Annotated in this window: 20 protein-coding genes and 1 pseudogene; 10 read left to right on the forward strand and 11 right to left on the reverse strand. The window is 42.3% G+C overall.

The genetic code is table 11. The annotated features are described in order from the left end of the window. Window positions 1-175: 175 nt before the first annotated feature. Complete coding sequence (locus tag V7K55_RS22800; protein WP_334834935.1) at window positions 176-370, forward strand: DDE transposase family protein; 195 nt, start codon at window positions 176-178, stop codon at window positions 368-370. Between the two features lie 57 nt (window positions 371-427). Here the strand turns inward: V7K55_RS22800 and ctpC are convergent, their stop codons facing one another. Then, window positions 428-1,711 (reverse strand): carboxyl-terminal processing protease CtpC, encoded by a 1,284-nt coding sequence (ctpC, locus tag V7K55_RS22805; protein ID WP_334834937.1) that lies wholly within the window; start codon window positions 1,709-1,711, stop codon window positions 428-430. Between the two features lie 231 nt (window positions 1,712-1,942). After that, a complete protein-coding gene (gene ispG / locus V7K55_RS22810; protein WP_334834938.1) occupies window positions 1,943-3,169 on the reverse strand; it encodes a (E)-4-hydroxy-3-methylbut-2-enyl-diphosphate synthase in 1,227 nt (408 codons plus the stop codon). A gap of 559 nt (window positions 3,170-3,728) precedes the next feature. Between ispG and V7K55_RS22815 the strand changes: the two genes are divergently transcribed. Beyond that, window positions 3,729-4,766 carry an isochorismatase gene (locus V7K55_RS22815; protein WP_334834939.1) on the forward strand — a complete coding sequence of 346 codons (1,038 nt, stop codon included), beginning with the start codon at window positions 3,729-3,731 and terminating at the stop codon, window positions 4,764-4,766. Between the two features lie 50 nt (window positions 4,767-4,816). Here the strand turns inward: V7K55_RS22815 and V7K55_RS22820 are convergent, their stop codons facing one another. Then, window positions 4,817-5,710: a LysM peptidoglycan-binding domain-containing M23 family metallopeptidase gene (locus V7K55_RS22820; protein WP_334834940.1), complete on the reverse strand. Its 894-nt coding sequence runs from the start codon at window positions 5,708-5,710 to the stop codon at window positions 4,817-4,819. Between the two features lie 222 nt (window positions 5,711-5,932). Between V7K55_RS22820 and V7K55_RS22825 the strand changes: the two genes are divergently transcribed. Continuing rightward, entirely contained in the window at window positions 5,933-7,144 is a 1,212-nt protein-coding gene (locus tag V7K55_RS22825) for an HhoA/HhoB/HtrA family serine endopeptidase (RefSeq protein WP_334834942.1), read from the forward strand. 84 nt (window positions 7,145-7,228) lie between these two features. Here the strand turns inward: V7K55_RS22825 and V7K55_RS22830 are convergent, their stop codons facing one another. The 3 genes from V7K55_RS22830 to ispD all read right to left on the reverse strand — a co-directional run bounded on the left by V7K55_RS22830 (window position 7,229) and on the right by ispD (window position 9,073). Further along, window positions 7,229-7,576 (reverse strand): DUF760 domain-containing protein, encoded by a 348-nt coding sequence (locus tag V7K55_RS22830; protein ID WP_094333219.1) that lies wholly within the window; start codon window positions 7,574-7,576, stop codon window positions 7,229-7,231. Window positions 7,577-7,717: 141 nt separating this feature from the next. Next, window positions 7,718-8,266: an SMC-Scp complex subunit ScpB gene (scpB, locus tag V7K55_RS22835; protein ID WP_334834944.1), complete on the reverse strand. Its 549-nt coding sequence runs from the start codon at window positions 8,264-8,266 to the stop codon at window positions 7,718-7,720. 123 nt (window positions 8,267-8,389) lie between these two features. Next, window positions 8,390-9,073 (reverse strand): 2-C-methyl-D-erythritol 4-phosphate cytidylyltransferase, encoded by a 684-nt coding sequence (gene ispD, locus V7K55_RS22840; RefSeq protein WP_334834945.1) that lies wholly within the window; start codon window positions 9,071-9,073, stop codon window positions 8,390-8,392. A gap of 69 nt (window positions 9,074-9,142) precedes the next feature. Here ispD and V7K55_RS22845 point away from each other — a divergent pair, with 69 nt between their 5' ends. Beyond that, entirely contained in the window at window positions 9,143-10,102 is a 960-nt protein-coding gene (locus V7K55_RS22845) for a glycosyltransferase family 9 protein (RefSeq protein ID WP_334834946.1), read from the forward strand. 261 nt (window positions 10,103-10,363) lie between these two features. Here the strand turns inward: V7K55_RS22845 and lysS are convergent, their stop codons facing one another. From lysS to V7K55_RS22860, 3 genes are all read right to left on the reverse strand, one after another. Then, on the reverse strand, window positions 10,364-12,049 hold the full coding sequence (lysS, locus tag V7K55_RS22850; protein WP_334834947.1) for a lysine--tRNA ligase: 1,686 nt from the start codon (window positions 12,047-12,049) through the stop codon (window positions 10,364-10,366). A gap of 298 nt (window positions 12,050-12,347) precedes the next feature. Continuing rightward, entirely contained in the window at window positions 12,348-12,773 is a 426-nt protein-coding gene (locus tag V7K55_RS22855; protein WP_334834948.1) for a hypothetical protein, read from the reverse strand. Between the two features lie 202 nt (window positions 12,774-12,975). Beyond that, a complete protein-coding gene (locus V7K55_RS22860) occupies window positions 12,976-13,947 on the reverse strand; it encodes a M48 family metallopeptidase (RefSeq protein ID WP_334834949.1) in 972 nt (323 codons plus the stop codon). 140 nt (window positions 13,948-14,087) lie between these two features. Between V7K55_RS22860 and V7K55_RS22865 the strand changes: the two are divergent. The 4 genes and pseudogenes from V7K55_RS22865 (at window position 14,088) to V7K55_RS22880 (ending at window position 18,587) form a co-directional block, all read left to right on the forward strand. Further along, window positions 14,088-15,672 (forward strand): annotated as a pseudogene (locus V7K55_RS22865) (ATP-dependent DNA helicase). 121 nt (window positions 15,673-15,793) lie between these two features. Beyond that, complete coding sequence (locus V7K55_RS22870) at window positions 15,794-16,009, forward strand: DUF2839 domain-containing protein (RefSeq protein WP_334834950.1); 216 nt, start codon at window positions 15,794-15,796, stop codon at window positions 16,007-16,009. Window positions 16,010-16,084: 75 nt separating this feature from the next. After that, window positions 16,085-16,327 (forward strand): hypothetical protein, encoded by a 243-nt coding sequence (locus V7K55_RS22875; RefSeq protein WP_334834951.1) that lies wholly within the window; start codon window positions 16,085-16,087, stop codon window positions 16,325-16,327. Between the two features lie 190 nt (window positions 16,328-16,517). Further along, a complete protein-coding gene (locus V7K55_RS22880) occupies window positions 16,518-18,587 on the forward strand; it encodes a prolyl oligopeptidase family serine peptidase (RefSeq protein ID WP_334834952.1) in 2,070 nt (689 codons plus the stop codon). A 180-nt stretch (window positions 18,588-18,767) separates the two neighbouring features. Here V7K55_RS22880 and V7K55_RS22885 read toward each other — a convergent pair whose 3' ends face one another. Further along, the gene (locus V7K55_RS22885; protein ID WP_334834953.1) at window positions 18,768-19,322 is read right to left on the reverse strand and encodes a hypothetical protein; all 555 of its coding nucleotides are present in this window, start codon (window positions 19,320-19,322) and stop codon (window positions 18,768-18,770) included. 519 nt (window positions 19,323-19,841) lie between these two features. On the opposite strand from V7K55_RS22885, the gene V7K55_RS22890 reads away from it, so the two are divergent. Beyond that, window positions 19,842-22,622 carry an insulinase family protein gene (locus V7K55_RS22890; protein ID WP_334834954.1) on the forward strand — a complete coding sequence of 927 codons (2,781 nt, stop codon included), beginning with the start codon at window positions 19,842-19,844 and terminating at the stop codon, window positions 22,620-22,622. 104 nt (window positions 22,623-22,726) lie between these two features. Here V7K55_RS22890 and V7K55_RS22895 read toward each other — a convergent pair whose 3' ends face one another. Further along, complete coding sequence (locus tag V7K55_RS22895) at window positions 22,727-23,473, reverse strand: hypothetical protein (protein ID WP_334834955.1); 747 nt, start codon at window positions 23,471-23,473, stop codon at window positions 22,727-22,729. A 474-nt stretch (window positions 23,474-23,947) separates the two neighbouring features. On the opposite strand from V7K55_RS22895, the gene V7K55_RS22900 reads away from it, so the two are divergent. Further along, window positions 23,948-25,162, forward strand: coding sequence for an RNA-guided endonuclease InsQ/TnpB family protein (locus V7K55_RS22900; protein WP_334834956.1), 1,215 nt, complete (start codon window positions 23,948-23,950; stop codon window positions 25,160-25,162). Window positions 25,163-25,288 lie beyond the last annotated feature (126 nt).

Below are 25,288 nucleotides of genomic sequence, written 5' to 3' on the forward strand. Positions count from 1 at the left end.
TTAAAGAGATACAAAAACCATATCTAAAACTGGAAATTTTGCATAGTTTTTAATGATAACGATAATTATCCTCATAATGAGAATTGCTGAACTTTGGTGCGATCGCATAGGTGCAAAAATCTTTTCTCTATGTCGTAAAATTTTTACTGTAAAAAACAAATATTTTATTTCAAGCATGAATGAACCACAAACTTGGTATATTGTCAAACATTCTGCTGGTAATTGCAAAATCGTCCCCAGCGACAAAGTTGCGGACGATAATCTAGAGATTCTAGAAAGTATAGAACAGTGGGGGCCTTTTAGTTCAGAAGGAGAAGCGATCGCTCGGCGTGTCGGACTTATTAGGGCTGGAAAGTGCCAACCAGTTTAAGGTAGGATTAGAGACGCGATTAATCGTGTCTCTAATCCTAAATTTATTCTTAACTGTTCATTTTTCTGCTGTGGCTGTGCCGTTAGCAGCAATTTTTTTACCTATAACTTCCACTGCTTTAGCGAATTGTGGATCTGCTAGGGTAGCAAGTTTATCGCGTTCATGGAGCCATAATTCCTCCATCTGCTTTTTAGTCAACTCTACCTTCACATCTGGATTAATACCTTTATGATTAATATCTGTACCGTTGGGAGTATAGTAATGAGCAATTGTTACCGCCAATCCTGAGCCATCTTCCAAGGGACGTACCGATTGCACTAGTCCCTTACCAAAGGTTTGAGTTCCAACCAAAGTAGCACGCTTGTTATCCTTCAAAGCCCCTGAAAGGATTTCGCTCGCACTGGCTGAACCTTTATCTACCAGCACCACCAAAGGTTTATTCGTCAAGGCGCGTCCATTCGCCTCTTCTTTTTCTGCCTCTCCTTGGCGCTCAACGGTAGAGACAATCTTACCTTTGTTTATCCACATTCGGGCAATGTCTACACTGGAGAACAGTAAGCCACCCGGATTACCACGGAGATCCAGAATATATCCAGCTACCTTTTTGCTTTCTAAATCCTTGATAGCAGTTTGCATTTCTTTACCAGCATTAGCGCTGAACTGGTTCAAGCGAATGTAGCCAAGATTACCTGCTGGAGTTGACTTTTGGGAATATTTAACTGGATGAATTTCAATCCGCGCCCGTTTGATGTTAAATTGTTTTGTCTGACCGTCGCGTTGAATGGTTAGGCTGACTTGCGTTCCGGCTTCACCACGAATTAGGGATACTGCTTGATTAGTATCCATTCCCTTGGTACTTTTATCGTTGATTTTGACGATGAAATCTTTTGCCAAAATACCAGCTTTAAATGCTGGTGTATCTTCGATTGGCGCAATGACAACCAATTGCTTGGTTTTTTCATCCTGACTAATCGTGATCCCGATCCCTGTAAGTTCTCCAGAAGTATCTACTTGCATACTCTTAAATTCTTCTGGATCCATAAATCGGGTGTATGGATCTTGTAACTTTTTCAGCATTTCCCGAATGGACTTATATGCTTCCTGCTGATTACTGTAGGACTTGCTTAAATACTCCTTACGAACAGCCTGCCAATCTACCTGATTAAAAGTACCGTCTACATATTGGCGTTGAACAATTTGCCAAACTTCATCTACTAATTCTTTAGGACTTGCTTTAAATAAAGCCTGACCTCGCGAATGAATGCCAAGGCTAGTAACAGCGATCGTGGAGAGTGTCACTGCCGTAGCACCCAAAACAAGCCTACTTTTTGTAATCACCATAATGACAGCTGCGTCAGAGGGAAAATATATAGTCAGTATGCTCAATCTAACACAGGCTACTACTGTACAGACCGAGTATGCATTCTTAATTTAAACAAAATACTTGACAATCCGGCAACATTAGCCGTTATCAACACAAAAGTTTTAAGAATTGGGGATTGGGGATTGGGGATTGGGTATTAATTTAGTTATTCTTTCTCTCCCTACCCCCTACTCCCTACCCTACTCCCCTTAAGGTTCTACCCAGCGTTCATCTGCCTTAATGAGGTTAATTAATTCCTCCACACCTCTGTCTTCTGGGACTTTTTTAATTTCTTCTCGACCACGATACAAGGAAATGTAACCAGGCGTTTTGCCAACATAACCATAGTCGGCATCTGCCATTTCACCGGGGCCGTTGACAATGCAACCCATAACTGCTATATCCAACCCAGTTAGGTGTTTAGTGGCTTCCCTGACTTTGTGCAGGACTTCTTCTAGGTTAAACAAAGTGCGTCCGCAGGAAGGACAAGCGACATATTCCACCATTGTTTTTCGCAATCCCAAAGCTTGGAGAATGCTGTAACAAACGGGAATTTCTTTTTCTGGTGCTTCTGTCAATGACACGCGAATTGTATCGCCAATGCCATCAGCAAGTAAGGTTGCAATACCAGCCGTGGATTTAATTCGCCCGTATTCGCCATCACCAGCTTCGGTAACGCCTAAATGTAGTGGATAATCCATATCCAGTTCATCCATGCGCTTGGCAATGAGGCGATAGGCGGCTAGCATCACAGGGACTCGTGAGGCTTTCATCGAAATTACTAAGTTGTGGAAATCCAAAGATTCACAGATACGAATGAATTCTATGGCAGATTCCACCATTCCTTCTGGGGTGTCACCGTAGGTAAATAGCATCCTCTCGGCTAGAGAACCATGATTTACCCCAATTCGCATTGATTTACCTTGATCTCGTAGAGAAACTACTAAAGGTTCAAGAGTTTCACGGATTTTTTCGCCAATTTCGTCAAATTCGGATTTAGTATACTCAGTTCGATTGACATTGGGCTTTTCAAAGACATACAACCCCGGATTAATTCGCACTTTTTCTATGTGCTTGGCGACTTCCACAGCGATTTTTAGTCCATTGTGATGGACATCAGCCACAATTGGCACGTCTTGGTAAGTTTTTATTAATTTTTGTTTAATTTCTGCTAAAGCTTTAGCATGAGCCATACTTGGCACTGTGACACGGACAATTTCGCAGCCAATTTCGTGCAGACGACGAATACCAGCCACGGAACCATCAATATCAAGGGTATCTTCGTTAATCATTGACTGCACTACAACGGGGTAGCCACCGCCAATGGTGACATTTCCTACCTTTACGGGACGGGTTTTACGCCGCTTGATAGTTGTATCAAAGATAGCTTGACTGGATGTAGTATTTGAAGTATCTACTATGGGCAGAGTTTGCATAACCTGATTAGGTAAATTTGCAGTGGGTAAAAATATCAGATTTGATAAATCTCTGTTTCCCAGATTGCCACAGCTAGTGGCTCTTTTGGACGATTATGTAGAAAAAAATGAAGAATTGAGTCAGGTAAAGATTAAAAATTATTCTAACTGAGTAGCGTTAGCGATCGCGTAGCTTTTTGTAAGAAGGTTTAACGAAGCGCTCCTAACGCTAAATCTGTTATCTTGTAATACAAATATACTATTAAGCCCTCGCACCTACTACCAGCTAACTTATAATTATCACCAAATTGTTTAACTCACGCCCATGCTAGAAAAAACATCCACATTCTAAGAAAGCTATAGAAGCTTAGGCTATGCTTGTGGATATTTCCAAAAGCGCTTTAAACAACAGACAGCAACGGGATAACTTATTAAAAGAATTAAGTCAAGCTTAAATGGTCTTATCTATAAGCTAAAGGACAAATATTAATGCGACGATCTCATCTGAAACCGTGCTTTGCTCAAAGAAAAATTTGTCAAATGTGCGTAAATTTTAATATAGAGTTGAGAGGTTGAAATTATGAGCACCCAAACAACAACCCAACTACCAATTCCCCCACATTTTAACCCCGATAAAGTAGGGGAAGTTTGGCGTGTACCTTACCAGCAAATCGCCGCAGAAGCTGAAGCTTGGGTAAAACAATATGACATCAAACCAGCATCTTCAGATAAAAACCGTATTTGTCTATTGTTAATTGATGTTCAAAACACTTTCTGTATTCCAGGATTTGAATTATTTGTAGGTGGAAAATATGGGAATGCGGCTGTGAATGATAACGTCAGATTGTCTGAATTTATCTATCGCAACTTGGGAGTAATTACAAAAATTGTACCAACTCTAGACACCCACACAGCCACGCAAATATTCCATCCCATTTTTTGGGTGAATGCTGTTGGAGAACACCCTACTCCAGCAGCAACAAATATCACTCTAACAGACATCGAACAAGGTCTCTGGAAGGTTAACCCAGCAGTTGCTGACAGTATTACTAATGGGGATTACAGTTTATTAGAAAAACACGCTTATCATTACATTAGAAAACTCAGTCAAGATGGTAAATATCCCCTCACAGTTTGGCCTTATCATTCTATGTTGGGTGGTATTGGTCATGCTTTAGTTTCATCAGTGGAAGAAGCAATATTTTTTCATAGCATTGCTCGTCAGAGTCAAACGCAATTTGAAATCAAAGGGGAAAATCCGTTAACAGAAAACTATTCTATCTTGCGCCCAGAGGTGTTGGAAGATTTTGAACAACGTCCACTTGGTCAAAAGAATACCAGTTTGATTAAGCAACTTTTAGAATTTGATACTGTTATTATTGGTGGTCAAGCAAAAAGTCATTGCGTTGCTTGGACAATTGACGATTTATTAACAGAAATAAAATTGGTAGATGCTACCCTTGCTCAAAAAATCTATCTTTTAGAAGATTGCACTTCCCCCGTTGTTGTTCCAGATATTGTGGACTACACAGAACAGGCAGATGCAGCATTTGCAAGGTTTGCAGAGGCAGGAATGCACATTATAAAATCTAGCGAAAATATTGAATTTGGGAATTAGGTATAGGGAATTGGGAATTGGACATTGGTTATTCTCCTTCTCGTTTTCCCTCATTTCTTCAAATAACCCTTTGGATCTTCCGCTACCCAACCTAGAGATGAGCTAGAACGCACTTCAAAATGGAGATGCGGTTGAGTGGAACTTGGTTTTCCACTGATACCTACTGTTCCCAGTAAGTCTCCTTTTTTTACTTGTTGACCGACAGTAACTTTGATGCTGTCAAGCTGGGCGTAGCGGCTTTGAAGTCCGCCACTGTGGTTAATAATGACTAACTTGCCATAAGAACCTTGGTCATTAGCAAAGGCTACAGTTCCAGGCGCGATCGCTAACACATTGTTACCAACTGGTGCTAATAAGTCAACACCGCTATGGAAGAAAACTTCACCTGTAGCAGGATTAATTTGCCATCCGTAAGCTAATCCCACACTTGCCACTTGTGCTAAAGGATATCCAGACAGAGATGCACGGTTTGGCGTACTGGCATCATTGACTAAAGGGGCTTTAGTTATAACACCATTGGGCGACCAATTTACCCCCGGAACAAACACGATTCTGGGGTTTTGTTGGCAGCCATTCACCTCAAAAAGGCTATCAGCACGAACTTTGTATTGTGCTGCCACTTGTCGCCAAGTTTCACCACGAGGTACTTCAACTACAATCCCATTGTAAGGAGGAATTTGAAGCACACTACCAACGGCTGCGATTGCACCGTTCTGCAAAGCTGGATTCATGCCAATAATACTTGTAGGAATGAGATTGTAGCGCTGCGCTATACTCTCCAAAGTTTCGCCACGGACAACTTTATGGCGTTGGAAGCGAGATAGGGCTGGAATCGGGCAACCACCTACAGCAGCATTAGCACTGTTCAAGTTTGGCAGTATGCTTACTAGGCCCAAGGCGCTAACTAAGCTACAGAGAAAAAGTTGACGAAAGGGTAAAGTCATGTATACAAGTCAATAGCGCATTAACTTTAGATTTTAGATGAGAGTGCGAGAAGTGGGGAGATGAGAAAGCTGGGGACTAGGAAGATTACCTAATATGCAATCTCCAATTCCCAATCTCCAATCTCCATACTTAATTCCTTGTAAATTGATCTGTCCACTTATCGTTAGCTTGACTACACTTAGAAATTAGCAACTGCATTGCTGTCCTTAAGCAGAATGATTATGAAGTTATCTTTAAAGCAACTGGGCGTTTATGTGTTCTTACTGGTGTTCGGCTGTGGTGCAGGTTTGTTTGGCAGTCGCTATCTCCTGCTACAAAATCCCTCTTTCCAACAGTTAAAAAATGTAACAATGGCTTCGCCTCCAGAATCCGTAACTCCGAATCCTTCTAGCGCACAAATTGGGGCTAGTGGGGGCGATAGTAATGTGAATTTTATTGCGACGGCAGTGCAAAAAGTCGGCCCGGCTGTGGTGCGAATTAATGCCACTCGCAAAGTCGCTAATCCCATCTCCGACGCATTAAAAAATCCTCTCTTGCGGCGGTTTTTTGGAGAGGATGAGCAACCAATTCCCGAAGAACGGATTGAGCGGGGTACGGGATCGGGATTTATTTTGAGTGAAGATGGAGAATTACTCACTAACGCTCATGTAGTAGCAGATACGGATACAGTACAAGTCACCCTCAAGGATGGTCGAAGTTTAGAGGGAAAGGTGGTAGGAGTTGATTCTGTAACAGATGTGGCAGTGGTAAAAATAAAAGCGAATCATTTACCGACTGTGAAACTGGGTAATTCGCAAAACTTAATACCAGGAGAATGGGCGATCGCAATTGGCAATCCTCTAGGTTTAGATAATACTGTCACTATTGGCATCATCAGCGCTACCGATCGCACTAGCACTCAAGTTGGTGTCCCAGATAAGCGAGTCACCTTTATTCAAACTGATGCCGCAATTAACCCTGGTAATTCTGGTGGCCCCTTGTTAAACGCCCGAGGCGAAGTTATTGGTATTAATACTGCCATCCGCGCTGATGCTCAAGGACTCGGTTTCGCTATCCCTATTGAAACCGCCGCCCGCATTGCCAATGAACTTTTTACCAAAGGGCGTGTAGAACATCCCTTCTTAGGTATTGAAATGGCAGACCTTTCTCCCATGAAGAAACAGCAGATTAATCAAGAAAATCAACTTAACATTCAGCAGGATGTTGGGATTGTGATTAAAGGAGTCACAGGCGATTCTCCAGCCAAGAGTGGAGGATTGCTTCCTGGAGACGTGATTCAAAAAGTTAACGGTAAAGCAGTTAAAACCTCAGCCCAAGTTCAAAAGCTGGTAGAGTCCAGCAAAGTTGGTGATATTTTAACTATCGAAGTTAACCGTAGCGGGAAAATTCAAACCTTCAAGGTACAATCAGGAGCTTATCCTGAAAGGAAGTAGTCAGAATAATTCGTAATTCGTAGAGAGCGTCATTACAAATTATATAGTCAATAGTCCCAGAATGTTTGACTATTGACTATATAACTACTGACCATTAGACAAATGCTCTAACTGCATTCTTTGTTCCATTTGGCGCAAAAAATACCCTGTCATCATGGCCGACGCTAGAAGCCCAGCTAAGTTATCCCGATCTGTTGTGATTTGGACGTTGAAATTTTCTGCGGGGAGCATTCCCACTAGCCCTTGGACATTTTGCGAGATAATTTGTTTAATTTCGGGGCTGGCGGATTGAGCAATCCTCGCTAAAACATCAGGAGACTGATGTTGTAGATATTTGAGTAACTGATTGGGGTATTCTTCAGAGTGGTCGGAAAGAAGTTGATTAGGGTGTTCCTCAGAGTTGTCATTTAAAAAGTCAGGATTAAACACCATTGGCAGTTTTATTTAGCTTAATTGCTAACTCTACTCTAAACCATAGTACAAGGCTAGCGCATTCACCACGGGTATAAGTCGTTGGGAATTGGGATTGGGAATTGGGGATTGGGTAATTTTTCTAGTCCCAGTCGCTAGTCCCTAGTCCCCAGTGCCTACAGCTTTTAGTTCTAGTTCTAGTTCTAGTTCTAGTTGTTCTTCCTTCTGGCTATTGGAAAGAATTTGCGGAAGTTGTTCTATTTGGAAATATTGATGAAATTTTGGGGTTACTTGGAGTGAGTAGGAGCGAGAATCGCTGTCTCGGCGTTTGCGGATGAAACCAAGTTCTACGAGTTCTGGAACGTGTTGATATACTCCCGAACCGCGCAAGTTAATCAAGTCGCTCTGGAGTATGGGACTATTGAGGGCGATCGCTGCTAAAGTCCGTAATGCACCTACACCCAACTCTACTGGGATCATCGTTTGCACTAAATCATGAAAGTCAGACCTTAGTTGCAAACTATAACCATCTGGGGTTTCTATTACCTCTAGGGCGCTATCTCGGTGGGCATAGTTGTCCATTAGTTCAATCATGCCTTCTTTGACAGTGGCGCGATCGCACGCGGCATACTCGGCGATTTCGCCGAGCGACAAGGGTTTACCCTTTAAATAGAGAATTGCTTCTATCTTCGTCGCTGTGGCTGTAATCATTTAGTCATTAGTCATTGGTTATTAGTCATTGGTCATTAGTACATGACAACTAACAATCAACAAGTGTGTGGCATTATATCGTAAATTGTCAAAGTATTGGGGATTAGTTATTTCCCCAATCCCTCAAGCACCTCTATTTGTAAGAATAAATTCTGCGATCGCTAAATCTTGGGGAGTAGTCACCTTCAAATTTGTCTCCTCTCCCTCGACAATTCGCACTTCAATACCGCACTTTTCAAATAAAGCGGCATCGTCAGTTACTTCCCAACCTTGCCGGACACCTTCAGCGTGGCACTGTTTCAACAACTTGACATTAAATCCTTGGGGAGTTTGTGCAGCCCACAAATTTCGTCTGTCGGGTGTTTCTTGAATTATGCCTTGTTCATCGACAACTTTGATGGTGTCTTTGACGGGTACACCAGCAATTAAACCGGGATAGTGGCGAATGGCCTCGGCACAAGAGTTAAATAAATCTGGTGTGGCGAGACATCTAGCCCCATCATGAATTAACACTTGTTCTGCGGCTACTGGCAAAGCCTGCAAGCCATTGTAAACAGATTGCTGACGGGTGGAGCCACCTTGAATCAATTCCACAGGTTTAGTCAGCTTCAAATCGGTGAGAATTGCCCTGAAGTCTGGCCAATCGCTAGGCTGAGAAATAATCCCGATCCAACTGATTGTATTGGCGGCTTCTGCGGCTAAGAGAGTCCAGGCAATAATTGGTTGCGATCGCACTTTCAGCAAGAGTTTATTGCGGTTACTACCCATTCTTTTTCCGATTCCCGCAGCTGGAATTAGTAAATACACAGAATTCCTCAATCTTTAAGCTATATATTTTCCCCTAAAATAGGGAGCGAGTAAGCGTCAATAAATATTATGCGAGTAGTAGCCCTTGTACCTGGCGGAATTGGCGACCAAATTCTCTTCTTTCCGACTCTAGATGACCTGAAGCGCAATTACCCTAACGCTCAGATAGATGTCGTTGTTGAACCCCGGTCAAAGGCTGCCTACCGAGTGAGCAAGTCAGTTCACGAGGTGCTGAACTTTGATTTTCGCGACCGTAATAGTCTGGCAGATTGGGGTAACTTGGTGGGGACAATTCGCGATCGCGAATACGATGTTGTCATTGCTGTGAAGCAAATTTGGTTGCTAGGTCTTTTACTTTGGTTGACAGGAATTCCCATACGTATTGGCTACAAAGGCAAGGGTTCGGTTTTTCTGACCCACGCTGTGCCATTTAAACCATCCCAGTATGCGGCGGCAGTATATCACGATTTGCTGCAACCATTGGAAATAAATAGTCCTGTCCCAGAGTTAGCAGTAAATGTGCCAAAACCAGATATTGAGTGGGCACAAAAGGAACAGAAACGCTTAGGCGTACATGAAACAGGTTATATCCTGATTCATGGCGGTTCTGGTTATTTATCCCAGGCAAAAGAACTGGATAAAATCTACCCTGTGGAAAGTTGGCATCAAATTATTCAAGGCTTCCAAGACAAGCAGCCTGAACTGCCTGTGGTGGTGATTAAGGGGACTGACGACGAGCAGTTTGTGCGATCGCTTTTGGGGTCTTCTCCAAATATCAAGGTGACTGCCCCAGATGATATTGGCAAGTTAACTGCTATAATCGCCGGAGCAAATTTGATGTTGTCTACTGATAGTCCAGCACTACAACTAAGTGTTGCAGTTAAAACCTATACCATCGCCCTATTTGGGCCCACCGATGCAGCTAAGTTGCTGCCGAAAAACGATAAATTTTTGGCTATTGCATCCCCCACAGGAAAAACGGCGGATATCTCACCAAACGCAGTTTTAGAGAAAATCTGGGGTGGCTAAACCAACAGTTTGTCCCAATTTCTGCAATTACTCTATTGGGTATCCCATGTAGTCATGGGTTTGTTGAATAACCGCAAAACCTGGTTGTGACAGCTAGATTTTGCGGTTATTTCAGTATCAAATGAAGAATTCAGATTATAGCAACAGCCAAGGTGGTTAGGACATCAACATCAAAAGATGATGAAACTTAGACACAAAAAAAATTTTCACCCAGTTGCCAGTCCCTAGTCCCCAGTCCCTTGCTATATATGCTTGAATCGGTCAACTCAATTGTTCAAATTTAAATTTTCCTTTAATAAACTTGTTAAAGTATTGACCTTTAGACGGAGCATTATCTAAGTCTTCTTTGACACTAGGAGAGACTTTGAAATACTCGTAAACACTTCCACTGTCAAATTCAATAGTCAGTGTTTGAGTTTTTGGCTCATAGCTATATTGCTTAATAACGCTGCCTTCTGGCTTGAGTAGAGGAAAGGCAATTACATCCCGAATGCTGGCAGAATCAGTTAATAACATTACTAAGCGATCGATCCCAATTCCTAAACCACCTGTAGGTGGCATACCGTATTCAAGGGCTGTCAAAAAGTCTTCATCTACACCTTGGGCTTCTAAGTCACCAGCAGCTTTTCTTTCAGCTTGGGCTTCTAGGCGTTCTCTTTGATCGATGGGATCTGTAAGTTCTGAGAAGCTGTTTCCAGTTTCTCGCCCGACGATAAATAACTCAAATCTTTCCACCAAACCAGGTTGAGAACGATGGGGTTTTGCTAGGGGCGAAATTTCTACAGGGTAATCAATTACAAAGGTAGGTTGAATTAAATTAGCTTCTACCTTTTCTTCAAAAGCTAAATTTAGTAACTTACCAATTGATTTGGCTTCATCTACACCAGGAATATTAGCATTTTTACTTGCTGTTTTTGCTTCTTCTAATGTTTGAAAAGAATTGAAATCCAAGCCGGTAAATTCTTTAACTAAATCGTGCATTGTTACCCGTCGCCAAGGTGGAGTTAAATCTATAGGTTCTCCTTGGTAGGTAATTTGCAATGTACCAATTACATCTTGGGCGACAGTGGTAATAATTCCCTCAGTCAGCGCCATCATATCGTTGTAATCGGCGTAGGCTTGGTAAAGTTCAATTGTCGTAAATTCGGGATTGTGTCGAGTTGAAATTCCCTCGTTACGGAAAATCCGTCCCAATTCAAACACCTTTTCAAAACCACCTACAATCAACCGCTTAAGATGGAGTTCTGTGGCAATTCGCAGATACAATTCCATTTCTAAAGTGTTGTGGTGGGTGATAAATGGACGTGCATCTGCACCTCCAGCTTCACTTTGCAAAACTGGCGTTTCAATTTCGAGAAAATCCCGTTCTTCCAAATAACGGCGAATCCCAGCTGTAATTTGAGCGCGACGGCGGAAGGTTTGGCGCACTTCTGGGTTAACAATCAAGTCAACGTAACGCTGACGGTAGCGCTTCGCAACATCCGTTAATCCATGCCATTTGTCGGGTAGGGGCAACAGGGATTTAGTCAGGATAGTATATTGTTTAACGTAGACAGATAACTCGCCCTTTTCAGTCCGTTTAATAGTACCTTTGGCTCCCAGAATGTCACCTGCATCTGTGAGTTGTTTTAAATGATTGAAAGCATCAGCATCAATATCTGCCATGCTTTCTTGGATGCGGTTTTTATCTAAATAAAGCTGAATTGTGCCAGTTTCATCTTGTAAAGTGAAGAAAGCCAGTTTACCGAAAACGCGACGCGCCATAATGCGCCCAGCGATCGCAACTTCTAAATCAACTTCTTCACCACTGGCTAAATCGGCAAATTGCTCTTGCAACTGCGCTGCATGATGGGTAGATTCCCAACGATAGGCATAAGGGTTAGTCCCTAGCTGCTTGAGTTGTTCTACTTTCTCCAGCCTTGCGGCTCGGATATCTTCTTCCGACATGGTAACGAACTAAATAGGGCAAGATTAATTATAGATGCTGCAAAAGTTGAGAGGAAGAGATATTTGCACTAAAATCCCCTACAGGCAGCGACAACCCTATGTGTATCTGATTATCTCAAGCGTTGGCGCAGCCCGCCGTAGGCATCGCTAGCGTAAGTTGCCCATTAAATCATCAAAATCCCGTAGAGACACTAAATCTCACGTTTCTTGGTGTAGTTTATCCAAAACTATGACAGAGAAAATATTATTGATATCCTCTCTGACAAAAGCTCAAAATTTTACTCTACAAGTTAAACCTTTATTTCTCTACTATTTTTAGCGAATGTTTAGATGAAACAGCTTTCATTTTCAAGTTGGTAAATTGCACGATCGCCTTTACCAAGTCTTGTTGTTCTGGTTGCAAATTTAAATTTTGTAGGGCTTGATTCATATTATTACCAGCCCGGAGATTGTGATTAAGTTGGATACGTTGTGATGTGTTTAATACTGCCTCAATTTCCCTATTTCTTCTCTGACGCACAGCCTGGAGTTCTTGTCTTTGCAAGGGAGTTAGGTTAATCTCTGACGAGGTGGAGTAGCTTGCTGTTTTAGGAATTTGGGCGAAAATGACACCAGAATTAGTATGTAGTTGAACCGGTACAGCTAAGGCAATTCCCGGCATGGAAAGGACAATACTTAGAATAGCAGCGAACACAGAGAGCCGTTTTGTCAAGTGAATTGCCATATTGATAAATGCCTACATCTCATTTAACGCTCAGATATAGTTAAGCAGTTTTTAAGTCTCTAATTTTGAATATTGAATTTATCCTACCCCCAAAAGTACGTTAATGCGGTAAAACTCACATCTTGCATCAATATTAAGTAGGGCAGGCACTATTTACTAATGCCAGTCCCCGCCCTACGGTGATTACTCCTTAAATTACGAATTACGAATTATTATCAGGTCTTCTCATTCTGTTGATTTCCCGTTGTAATTCTTCAATTTGATGGCGCAAATTATCTGTTTCATTTGCGGAAGATTCTGCTGAAACATTTACCGATCCTGAAGCTGGCGATCGCTGATAATTTCCTCGGCGAATTTGCTGATATTCTTCGGATACTGCCCACGCCCGTAAGTAATGCAGCCGTTCCACTGGGAAAGGATGGCTCAACATCGTACCCTGAGCGCCATTGTAAATCAAGAATTTATATATCTGATTCAGTCCATCCTCATCAAGCGCCTGATAATTTTCTGACTGCTTGATAAACTCTTGTAAACTACATTCATTGGCATATTTTTTACTCCCGCCAGAGAGTTTCATCATCGTTGACATCACAGGATTCAAGTCATCCATCACCAGTAGCGCGGCGCGATCTGATGATAACTCAGCTTTACGCCGCCACTCAAAAAAGGCGTAAATCAAGCCTTGTGTTACAAAATTACCAATGCCGAAGGTCAATTCTCCCAAGGCGGAAGCAGCACTCATCGCCCACATCGCCATTTGAATTAAAATAGTATGACCACATTTAATATGCCCCAGTTCATGGGCTAGCACCGCCCGAATCTCAGTTTCGTCTAGTAAGTCGAGTATCCCTGTATTTATGACTATGTAAGGATTTTCTTGCCCCAAGGCATAGCTATTTGCTTGGGGATCTTGCGAGACAAACAGTGCAGGTTCTGGGTAAATGTCCAAATCTCGGACGCATTCCCGAAACATCTGGTAAATAGTGGAATATTGACGCGGCCCGACTTGGATGGAGTTACCCATTAGATAGACTAATTGAGGGCGTTCGTAGATAAATTCCACAAATTTACGAGCGATTAAATCAAATCCCGGTAAATTGCGTAAAGCTTGCTCGGCTTGGCGATCTAGTGGATGCCTGAAAGCTTCGCTGGAAATTCCTGTGTAAGTTGGCATAATTCAGGGTAGTGGGTAATTGGTCATTGGTCATTGGTCATTGGTCATTGGTCAAAAACAAATGACCAATGACCAATGACAACATAATAGAAATGGGGTAATTGGAAGATAAAAGTCACTTTGTATGGAATTAAAAGCGTGTGATTGAGGCAGAAGTTCATTTGTCACTACATAACTTTTTGCGATCGCAAGCGGGGTTCCCTTCCTGGCCCCATCATTTGACGATGGCACGGTTGGTAGCACGCGCCTTGCGCCTGGGACGTAGCGCCCTAATTCAAGTAGGAGCGGTTTGTGGCTATCAAGGGCGATATCGTACTAGTTTTGTAGCATCAGCCCTAATGTGGCATGGCCCTGTAATTATTGTTGCTCAAGAAGCAGTGCAACAACTTCTACTGCGGGTGGAAATTCCTCGTTTACAGCAATGGCTACCAGCCAATAAATCGATTAGAACAGGTGATGCTTGGCCTGATGCTGAGTTCCAAGGGCTACTGTTAACCTCTCCAGAAGCTTGGTTAAGAGGACAATTTGCTGGTGGCGATCGCTTTCCCGAAGGCATCCCGACAATTATTGATGGGGTAGACGATCTCGAAGATTGGGTGCGCGATCGACTTACCCAAGATATTCAACCCCATGATTGGGATGAACTCATACTGGCTTGTCCAAATCAAGCTGAGGCAATTAGCGAAGCACGGATACAACTAACACACGAACTTTTTCAGCATCCTGTTAATCCTTATGAGTGCTACCTAATTTCCCAGCCAGAAATAGAGATTTTAAGCCGTCTTTATGCTGCTTTAGATCCAGCAAACCTCCCAGATACTTGGAAACATTTCTGGCAGCAATTACAAACCCTTAACGAAAATCTTTTCCCCCCTGCCTCCCCTGCTCCCCCTGCTTCCCCCTGCCCCCCCTCCCCTCTTCTGGGCGACTATTGCCCATCGGCAAGGTTTATTTTCTTTGCACTACGCCCCAATGGAATTAAGAGAAATCCTCTCACCCTTGTGGCAGCGACAACCAGTAGTTTTAATTGGCAGTGCCATAGAACCAGAAACAGAGGCTCCTCTTTTTCGACAGCGCCTTGGTTTGGACGATTTAACTTGTCTAAAGTTTTCTTCAGAGAGTCAAGCCGAAGCAATTCAGCTGTATGTACCCTATAAATTGCCTCTACCCAACACGCCAGAATTTCAAGCGGCATTTATTCACAAAGTCCGCACACTGGTTTGTCTTAGTGCTACAGCACCAGGATTAACAGTTGTCTTGGTGGGAGATGTACCACTCAAGGCTCAAGTGGCGACAATTTTGGCTTCAGAATTTGGTTCGCGGGTGCAGGTAGAAAAAACTTGTTTAGATGAAAATGGTATTTTAATTAGCGGTTGGGAATTTTGGCGAGAACATCAGCGAGTTTTGCCAGCACCCCATCTGTTAATTATTGCTACTTTACCTCTACCATCTTTAGAAAATCCGCTTGTAGCTGGTAGGGTAGCACTTTATAAGCGATCGCATCAAGATTGGTTTCGTTTATATTTATTGCCGACAGCCTTAAGTGAATTACAAAGAGCGATCGCGCCAGTCCGAGAAAGTCAAGGCATTGTTGCATTACTTGATAGTCGTGTAGTTAACCGTAGCTACGGCGCTCAAATTCTCACCGCCTTAAGTCCTCTCGCCCGCATTAACTATCTCGACCCCAGTCTATTTACTAACACCGATGAAGAAAATTCTGCTTAAAGTAATTTGCTAATGCCCCATGCCCAATGCCCAATGACCCATGCCCAATGCCCTAATTGTCTATAGCCATGATTCCTGGCAAGATAAATTTAGAACCTAAATAAAATTTGAGTTGCTGATTATGGGTGAAGCAAAGCGTCGTAAAACCACACAAGGGGAAACATACGGTCAAGAAACTCGCATCTTGCCTTGGGTTCCCATCACAAAAACTCAAGGCGAACAATTTGTCACTTGGACAACTCGTGGTGCCTGGATAGGCATTGGCCTTATGGTTGTAGGATGGGCAACTATCCGTTTTATTGGACCAGCCTTGGGTTGGTGGCAAGTAGTCTACTAAACCCTGCTGTTCTTTGAATCTTACTCCCCTTCCCTTGTAGGGCTACGGTGTAAACATAAGTCTCTTGACCATACAATGGCATTGTATCGACTAACAATGGCATTGCATCAACTAACAATGGCATTGTATCGACTAACAATGGCATTGCATCAACTAACAATGGCATTGTATCGACTAACAATCACATTGCATCAATTGACAATGGCATTGTATCGACTGACAATGGCATTGTATCGACTGACAATGGCATTGTATCGACTAACAATCACATTGCATCGACTGACAATGCTATTTCTCTCATTCCCATGCTGTATATGAGAATGAGGAAAGCGTCATCAAGCTAGGTTTTTAGGACTTGTGTATACACGGTAGCCTTGTAGGGAAGGGCTGGGGGTTAGGTCTTTATTGTGCTTAGTAGTAAACCAGCAGCTACTCTTTTTCCTTAGAATTTTCCCGCAGATTTGGTCAGCTTTTGTAGTATGTAAAGAAGCACTTTCGACGTGAGATTATGCCCTCCTCTAAAAAACTCTTCACCTACCCATCCAGCCACAAAAGCAATCAAGTCGATAACTATCACGGTACTTCAGTCGCAGATCCTTATCGTTGGTTAGAAGATCCTGACTCTGAAGAAACAAGGACTTGGATTGAAGCCCAAAATAAAATTACCTTTGGCTACTTGAGCGAAATTCCTGCCAGAGAAAAAATTAAACAGCGCCTTACCAAACTTTGGGATTATGAAAAATATGGTATCCCTTTTCAAGAAGGCGAACGTTACTTTTATTTTAAAAATGACGGACTACAAAACCAAAGTGTCCTCTACACTCTGAAAACTCTCGACGGCGAACCCAAAGTTTTACTTGACCCTAATAAACTCTCAGAAGACGGCACTGTTGCTCTTTCAGGATTATCTATTAGCGAAGATGGTAAACTTTTAGCTTACGGTCTATCCACATCTGGTTCGGATTGGCAAGAGTGGAAAGTACGCGATGTTGAAACTGGTGAAGACCTACAAGATCATCTAAAGTGGATTAAATTTTCTGGTGCATCGTGGACACACGATCATCAAGGTTTTTTCTACAGTCGCTACGATGAACCGAATGAAAAAACTCAATTAGAAGATGTTAACTATTATCAAAAGCTCTACTATCATCAACTAGGAACATCTCAGTCAGAAGATATACTAATTTATCATCGTCCTGACCAAAAAGAATGGGGTTTTGGTGGTGGTGTTACTGAAGATGGACACTATCTAATAATTTCTATTTGGCTGGGTACTGACTCCAAAAATTTAGTTTTTTTCAAAGATTTAACTAACCCTAATGCTGAAGTTGTAGAATTAATTAACCAGTTTGAGGCAGATTATAGCTTTGTTGATAATGATGATAGCGTCTTTTATTTCCGCACCGATTTAAACGCACCACGAGGAAGAGTTATTGCCATTGACACTAAAAACCCTGCACCAGAAAATTGGCAAGAAATCATTCCCCAATCAGCAGAAACCTTGGAAAGTGTAGGCATACTCAATAACCAATTTGTTGCTGATTACCTCAAAGATGCTCATAGCCAAATTAAAATCTTTGACCTCAAAGGTGCGTTTATTCGTGAGGTAGAATTACCTGGACTGGGTTCAGCCGGAGGTTTTGCTGGGAAACGTCATGATACCGAAACGTTTTATAGTTACGCTAGCTTCACTACACCAGGAACTATCTATCGCTACGATATGATAAGTGGTAAAAGTACCGTTTTTCGCCAGCCACAGGTAGATTTTAATCCAGATAATTACGAGACAAAACAAGTTTTTTATCAGAGCAAAGATGGTACTAGAATACCAATGTTTATTACCCACAAAAAGGGTATTAAATTAGATGGAAATAACCCCACTTATCTCTATGCCTATGGTGGTTTTAATAACTCAATGACACCTGGCTTTTCGGTGAGTCTGTTGGTGTGGATGGAAATGGGTGGTATCTATGCTATGCCCAATCTACGCGGCGGTGGAGAATACGGCGAAGAATGGCATCAAGCAGGAATGAAGGATAAAAAGCAGAATGTCTTTGATGACTTTATTGGCGCTGCTGAGTGGTTGATTGCAAATAAGTATACTAAGACAGATAAGCTAGCGATCGCAGGTGGTAGTAATGGTGGCTTATTAGTTGGTGCTTGCATCACACAGCGCCCCGATTTATTTGGTGCAGCAATCCCCGCCGTCGGTGTGATGGATATGTTGCGGTTTCACAAATTTACCATCGGTTGGGCTTGGACTTCCGAATATGGTTCAGCAGATAATTCCGAAGAGTTTCCAGCGCTGTATGCTTATTCGCCACTCCACAACATCAAACCAGATACAGCTTACCCAGCAACCTTAATTACCACAGCCGATCATGACGATCGCGTTGTCCCTGCTCATAGTTTCAAATTTGCCGCCGCTTTGCAAGAGGCTCACGCAGGTGATGCACCAACGCTAATTAGAATTGAGACTAAGGCAGGGCATGGTGCAGGTAAACCCACAGCTAAAATTATCGAAGAAGCCGCAGATAAATGGGCTTTTTTGGTGCGTGCTTTGAATGTAGAAGTTTAAGGGTTTATTTATTTGTAGGGTGCGTTAACGCAGTGTAACGCACTAGTACAACACGGCGTAATTCGTAATTCGTAATTCGTAATTCGTAATTCGTAATTATTATACCGTAAGGGTTTCATTGATTTAGAATGGGTGGTTTATTTCCGCTGCGCTGTACTAGATTATTTCCATAAGCTCAAATTATTTCAGTGCATCTAAATTCAGAACAATTGAGGGAGCATTAGCACTGATTAAGTTACCACCTTTGAATAAAAAGTCGCCAATTACATTTTTTGTCTGTGGTGCATATTTCTCCCAAGGGTGTTGTGCAACCCAAATTACCTGAACTAGGCGTGTCCACATCTCATCTGTCTTCTCAGCAGTGGAAATAACTGTTTCCACCACATGAGTTACGCGATGACCATGATTATAATTATTTTGGCACAAGAGAATGCGATAGCCCTGAACTGCTCTATTTGCATCCTTTTCTTTTCGTGCCAATATCTTATTAATTTCCTCCTCGCTCAATCCTTTCTTTTTGTCTTCGTTCATTGCCCAATGCAAAGGGAAGCTATCACCTTTACAATATTTTTCTTTTCCGTATTTTTCATATTCGTAAGACCATTGTTTTCTTCCACTACCAGTATGATTAACAAGCTTGAGGTATTTAATATTTAGATGATTACCAGTTGTTTCTAAAGAAGCTTCTTTCATTGGTGTCGGGAGTGGGATTTTTAGAGATAAACTATTAGCCATAAAAGAATTACCTGAGAAAGCAGGAGTGAAAGCTACAGTTATATGGTTCCCTATAATTCTCCCCAAATTGCAGTAATAGCTATTAAAAGTCAAATTTCCTTATAGCGGTTCTCAGTTGAGTGAGGTACAAGAACCCCACCCCCACCCCCAACCCCCTCCCCTCAAGCGATGAGGGGGCTATGATGTAACTCATGTGATTAAGAAACGCTATATATCCATAGGGCTTCAGTTTATAAACCTGTGGAATATTGCTCGTAAGCGTGTTGCAAATAGGTAAACTTGAAAACCGACTATTACGGCATAGAAAAAATAAGGCTACCATTAAAAATGATAAAAAAGCCGAGAATGTAAGTCTTCTGATTTACACAAAGTGGTACTAAGGTTTTGTTTTGTCAAAACAGAATTCAGGAGTCAAAATGAATTCTGTATGGCTGGCGGATAGCACTGGGGTAGCGAGTCCCCTACTAATTGATTCTGAATTTTTCTTCAAAATTAGAAATTTGGCATTTGGCATTGCTTATGAAGCTACGTTCATATATGTTTATAGGTTTTTTTCTCAGTCTGCTCCTAACTATCGTGCCGTTTTCGGGCAATTTCACCAATGCTGCAACACCGACAGCAGTTGTACCCGTATCTGCTGCCTCATTAACCCAAGGCGTAAAAAAAACGGTATTGGACAACGGTTTAACGGTGCTAACCAAAGAAGTCCATACTGCTCCAGTGGTCAGCGTGCAAGTTTGGTATAAAGTTGGTTCCCGTAACGAGGTTAAGGGAGAAAATGGCCTTTCTCACCAGCTAGAACATCTGATGTTCAAGGGGACAACTGACCGTCCTGTGCAGTTTGGCAGGTTGTTTAGTGCCTTGGGTAGTCAGTTTAATGCTTTTACAAGTTATGACGAAACAGCTTATTTTGGCACAGTGCAACGAGACAGACTCGAAGCATTGTTGACACTGGAAGCCGATCGCATGGAAAACTCTTTAATTGGAACTGAGCAACTAAAGAGTGAAAAGCGGGTGGTAATCTCTGAGTTACAGGGGTACGAAAATTCACCAGGCTATCGCTTAGATCGGGCAGTGATGCGAGATGCTTTCCCTACGAGAGCTTATGGCTTATCTGTGGGAGGCACAAAAGCTGATGTAGAAAAATTCACGGTGGAACAGGTGCGGAATTATTACCAAACCTACTACAGCCCAGACAATGCCACGTTGGTGATTACGGGGGATTTTGCCACAGAACCTGTACTCAAAATTGTTAAAGAAACTTATGGGAAGTTGGCAAAACGAGGAAACGAAGAAAAAAGAACACGGGCAAAGGTCGCCCCGTCTTCTCCAGTTGCCTCTACTACTAAAAAAGCACCCATTGTTTTGAAACAACCTGGAAGTGCGGCACTACTGCAAGCTGTGTATCCTTTACCAGATATCAAGCATCCTGATGTGCCGGCAATTGATGTGATGGATGCCATTCTCACAGGTGGACGTAGCTCTAGGCTTTATCAAGCTTTGGTAGAATCTGGACTCGCTAGTTCAGTAAGTGGTGGTGCTGCCGAACTCATTGAACCAGGTTGGTATGATATTAGTGCTACGGCGGCTCCGGGTCAAGAGTTAAGTAAAATTGCCCAGGTGCTTCAAGAATCTTTAGGAAAATTACAACAGCAGCCAGTCACCACAGAAGAATTGAACCGGGCGAAGACGCAACTGCAAGCCTCGTATATCTTGGGTAATCAAGATATTACAAGTCAAGCTACCCAACTGGCATATAACCAAACGATCGCAGGTGATTATCATTTTATTGAAAAGTATCTGGCTGCGATCGCTAAAGTCACCCCAGCCCAAGTACAGCAAGTTGCCAAAACTTACCTAAATCCAGCTAAACAAACCATCGGCTTCTTTGAGCCAACTCAACCAGATGGGAAACCAGGGACTTCTACTGGTGGTTCTGGGCGCACGGTGGAAAATTTCAGCCCCGGTAAACCTGTAGATCCGGCAGAACTGGCTAAATATCTTCCACCTGCCACATCAACTACAGATTCGGCCAAACAATCACTACCAGAAGAGTTTACCTTGAATAATGGTTTGCGGGTTCTGTTGTTAGGCGATCGCAGCCTCCCCACCATTAACCTAAGTGGACAAATTAACGCTGGTACTGAATTTGACGGCAATCAAAAAGCTGGATTAGCAAATCTGACTGCGGCTAACTTGATGAATGGGACAAAGACTAAAAATGCTCTTACCCTAGCAAAAACCTTAGAAGACCGGGGAGCCGGTTTGAACTTCAGTACCAGCCGCGAGGGAGTTAACATTAGCGGTGAGGGACTTTCTGCGAACCTGCCGATATTGATTCAAACTCTGGCAGATGTGTTACAAAATGCCACTTTCCCCGCCGAACAGTTAGAACTGAGTCGTCAGAGGGCATTAACAAGTCTCAAAGTCCAGCTAGATGACCCCAGAGGACTGAGCCGACAGGTATTCCAGCAGGCAATTTACCCAGAAAATCATCCATTCCATAGCTTTCCCACCTTCGATAGCTTAAAGAGCATTACTCGTGATGATTTACTTGGCTTCTACCAGACACACTACCGACCAGATGGCACAACGATCGCAATAGTTGGAGACTTCGATCCAGTTAAGGTAAAAACTTTGTTGAATCAGGCGTTTGACAAATGGCAAGTCACAGGTAAGCCACCTGTGCTAAAAATATCATCCGTGCCATTCCCAAAAACTTTGACACGTTTAAACAAAGTAATTCCTGGTAAAGCAGAGGCAGTTACTTACATCGGCTACAACGGCATTTCTCGGAAAGACTCGCGTTATTATGCAGCAGTGATACTGAATCAGATTTTGGGTGGTGATACCTTATCGAGCCGCTTGGGTACAGAAGTGCGCGATCGCCTTGGTCTAACCTACGGTATCTATAGTGCTTTTGCTGCCGGAATCAATCCCGGCCCGTTCTTGATTCAGATGCAGACTGCTCCTCTTGATACCCAAAAAGCGATCGCCAGTACTCTCGGTTTACTTAAACAGTTGCGCGAGCAAGGAGTAACTGAAGCTGAATTGAATACGGCAAAACGCTCAATTACTAATAGCTACCCTGTGGATTTAGCTAATCCGAGTGATGTATCAAGCATCATTTTGGATAATTCTGTCTTGGGACTTTCGCGATCGGAAATCCGAGATTTTCCCCAGCAGATTCAAGCAGTCACTATGGCTCAGATCCAAAAGGTAATTGAGGATTTAATTAAGCCAGAAAATCTAGTAATTGTCACCGCAGGGCCTGGAGATGCTGCACCCAAGGGTGGTTAATTACCTCAGCTAATTTTAGATTTTGGATTTGGGATTTTTCCTTCAATCCAAAATCTAAAATTCAAAATTACTGATAACTATCTTTTTTTTGCCATTATTTACTCCTAATTAGAAAGCAAATCTTTAATGATTTTGCTTATATTTTCAACTCCTTTCTCTATATCGATTAAGTTGACGTATTGTAATATACCAGATTTAGCTAACTTTTTGGCTCGTTCATCAGTAGCCTCTCCACGCAAGGCATCTGCAAGGATATCTGCGGTTCTACCACTACCAGCGATCGCAACAACTAACCTTCCAGTCTTAATGCTATAAAACGCATCCTCAAAGGTAATTTCACCACCGTTTAAAAGTATAGTCAGCGAAGGTGCGTTATTAGCCAGCACAGTTGCAACGCGAGATATCCAAGGAGACTCGTCGCCCCAATTATCGCCAGGAACCATTACAAAATGAGTATGATTTTGCTCTAACGGTGTCGAATCAGCAGTAAGTTCTTGTTGATTAGGTAAAGCCACTTTGTTTTCGGGTGTTACACCAATCAAAGCAAACTTAGCACCTATCTGGGTACGAGCCTGACCCATGAGTTGCATGATTCCCACATCCGTACCTCCATCCACCACATAAGCTCCCAAACTTTCGGCGATGGGGGCTAAAACTTCCGTAAATAAACGTTTAATGCGGAGAAAGTCAGCTTCACTGATTTTACTTGCACCCCCTACCACTACTAAAATAGAATGCGAACCGCCAAGCCCGATTCGCTCAAGAGCATCTGGTAATTCGGCTTGTCGATCGACTCGAATCGCTAATGCTGTTTGTCCACTGTCAAAGGTAAGTTTGAAACAATTTTTCATTTGTCAAAAATCCTGACTGCTTAAGTTTTCTAGGGTAGAAGTTCGCAGTCATGTTCTACAAGCGTTGTATTCCCGACAGTTAATTGCCAAACCGGACCGATGGAAGAGCGATGTCTCCGACGGGCTACGCCTAGCAGTTTTATCTGAACGCCGTAATACCCATCCGTCTATAGCTCAGGGGATGTAAGGCGGCAATTGACGATTGCATCTGTAATTGATTTTTACCGAAGGTAATACAGAGGACAGATGTATGAGGAAGATCGCTATTTCTTATTAATTGATGCGAGGGTTTTAATATAATCTCTAAGAATTTCAGCCATAGACAGTTGTTTCTTCTCCGAGTATTCCTTGATGATTTGATATTCCTCTTCACTAATATTAAACTGCATTTTTCTTTGTCTAACCACTTTATATACTCCAGAATATACTCTACAATCAGAGTATAGTAAAAATAAGCAAGGAGGTGATAACGCAGTGTTAGTATTAGAGTACAAGGCAGTAGTCAATAAAAAACAGGCGGCTGCTATGGAAGAAGCTATTCGTACAACTCAATTCATCAGGAATAAAGCTATCCGCTATTGGATGGACTCACATAGAGAATCAAAAATTAATAAAATAGCTTTAAATAATTACTCTACAGCACTGCGTAAAGAGTTTGTATTTGCCGAAGAATTAAATTCAATGGCTTGTCAGTCTGCAACTGAAAGGGCGTGGACAGCAATTGCTCGGTTTTACGACAATTGTAAAAAAGGCAAGGTCGGTAAAAAGGGTTATCCCAGGTTTCAGCATGATAACCGTTCGGTTGAGTATAAGACTTGTGGATGGTTTTTACATCAGACTAAAAGACAAATCACCTTTACCGATAAAAAATGTATTGGTCAACTCAAGTTGTTGGGGAAGTGGGATATTCATGCATATCCTGTCAAGTCGATTAAGCGAGTCAGAATTGTTAAACGTGCAGATGGCTTTTACGTTCAATTCTGTTTGGATATAGAAGTCACTTTAGAACCAAGAATAGATGATGCTGAGATCGGTCTTGATGTGGGATTAGAGTATTTTTACTCCGACTCCAATGGACATCATGAAGAAAATCCCAGATTTTTGAGGAAAGCTGAAAAGTCAATTAAACACGCCGGGCGTCAAATCTATAAAAAGGAGAAAGGAAAAAATCAACGACGGATAGCAAGACAGAGATATGCTCGAAAACATTTAAGAGTAAGTAGGCAACGTAATGAGCATTCTAAGAGACTAGGACGCAACGCAAGCAAGGCTAACGCCTTAGTAGCCTATGAAGACTTAAGTGTTAAGAACATGGTAAAAAATCACTGTCTAGCCAAGAGTATTAATGATGTCTCTTGGGGTCTTTTCCGTCATTGGTTAGAATATTTCGCGGTTAAATTTAACAATACTGTTGTTGCCGTTAATCCTAGAATGACATCTCAAAAATGTAGTGATTGCGGGACAATTGTTAAAAAATCTCTTTCAACTCGCACGCATAAATGTAGTTGTGGATGTGAGTTGCAAAGGGATGTTAACGCTGCAAAAAATATTCTGAATCTTGCAAAAGCTACCTTGGGACACAAGGAAAGTAACGCTACAGGAGTCGGAACCTCTACGCTAGTTGGTGAAAATCTGCTAGGGCAAGTTCTGACTGTGAATGTAGAATCCCCACCTTCAATGTACTCATAAGGTGGGGAGTGTCAATTAGCGCAGCTTCAAAAAGCAAGGTTATTATAATTAATGCATTAATCAAGCTTGCGCCTAATAATAAATAAGTTGGCACAAAAAAAACTCTAGAATACGGAGACGATTAAT

Source organism: Nostoc sp. (assembly GCF_036919895.1).
Lineage (GTDB): Bacteria > Cyanobacteriota > Cyanobacteriia > Cyanobacteriales > Nostocaceae > Nostoc.

Excerpts from the sequence above, each read along its gene's own strand:
- V7K55_RS22820 (WP_334834940.1), bottom strand. The coding sequence starts at position 5,710 with ATGACTTTACCCTTTCGTCAACTTTTTCTCTGTAGCTTAGTTAGCGCC.
- V7K55_RS22885 (WP_334834953.1), bottom strand. The coding sequence starts at position 19,322 with ATGGCTAATAGTTTATCTCTAAAAATCCCACTCCCGACACCAATGAAA.
- V7K55_RS22815 (WP_334834939.1), top strand. The coding sequence starts at position 3,729 with ATGAGCACCCAAACAACAACCCAACTACCAATTCCCCCACATTTTAAC.
- V7K55_RS22830 (WP_094333219.1), bottom strand. The coding sequence starts at position 7,576 with ATGGTGTTTAATCCTGACTTTTTAAATGACAACTCTGAGGAACACCCT.
- V7K55_RS22825 (WP_334834942.1), top strand. The coding sequence starts at position 5,933 with ATGAAGTTATCTTTAAAGCAACTGGGCGTTTATGTGTTCTTACTGGTG.
- V7K55_RS22870 (WP_334834950.1), top strand. The coding sequence starts at position 15,794 with ATGGGTGAAGCAAAGCGTCGTAAAACCACACAAGGGGAAACATACGGT.
- V7K55_RS22845 (WP_334834946.1), top strand. The coding sequence starts at position 9,143 with ATGCGAGTAGTAGCCCTTGTACCTGGCGGAATTGGCGACCAAATTCTC.
- V7K55_RS22895 (WP_334834955.1), bottom strand. The coding sequence starts at position 23,473 with ATGAAAAATTGTTTCAAACTTACCTTTGACAGTGGACAAACAGCATTA.
- V7K55_RS22875 (WP_334834951.1), top strand. The coding sequence starts at position 16,085 with ATGGCATTGTATCGACTAACAATGGCATTGCATCAACTAACAATGGCA.
- ctpC (WP_334834937.1), bottom strand. The coding sequence starts at position 1,711 with ATGGTGATTACAAAAAGTAGGCTTGTTTTGGGTGCTACGGCAGTGACA.
- V7K55_RS22890 (WP_334834954.1), top strand. The coding sequence starts at position 19,842 with ATGAAGCTACGTTCATATATGTTTATAGGTTTTTTTCTCAGTCTGCTC.
- V7K55_RS22800 (WP_334834935.1), top strand. The coding sequence starts at position 176 with ATGAATGAACCACAAACTTGGTATATTGTCAAACATTCTGCTGGTAAT.
- scpB (WP_334834944.1), bottom strand. The coding sequence starts at position 8,266 with ATGATTACAGCCACAGCGACGAAGATAGAAGCAATTCTCTATTTAAAG.
- ispG (WP_334834938.1), bottom strand. The coding sequence starts at position 3,169 with ATGCAAACTCTGCCCATAGTAGATACTTCAAATACTACATCCAGTCAA.
- V7K55_RS22860 (WP_334834949.1), bottom strand. The coding sequence starts at position 13,947 with ATGCCAACTTACACAGGAATTTCCAGCGAAGCTTTCAGGCATCCACTA.
- V7K55_RS22855 (WP_334834948.1), bottom strand. The coding sequence starts at position 12,773 with ATGGCAATTCACTTGACAAAACGGCTCTCTGTGTTCGCTGCTATTCTA.
- V7K55_RS22880 (WP_334834952.1), top strand. The coding sequence starts at position 16,518 with ATGCCCTCCTCTAAAAAACTCTTCACCTACCCATCCAGCCACAAAAGC.
- lysS (WP_334834947.1), bottom strand. The coding sequence starts at position 12,049 with ATGTCGGAAGAAGATATCCGAGCCGCAAGGCTGGAGAAAGTAGAACAA.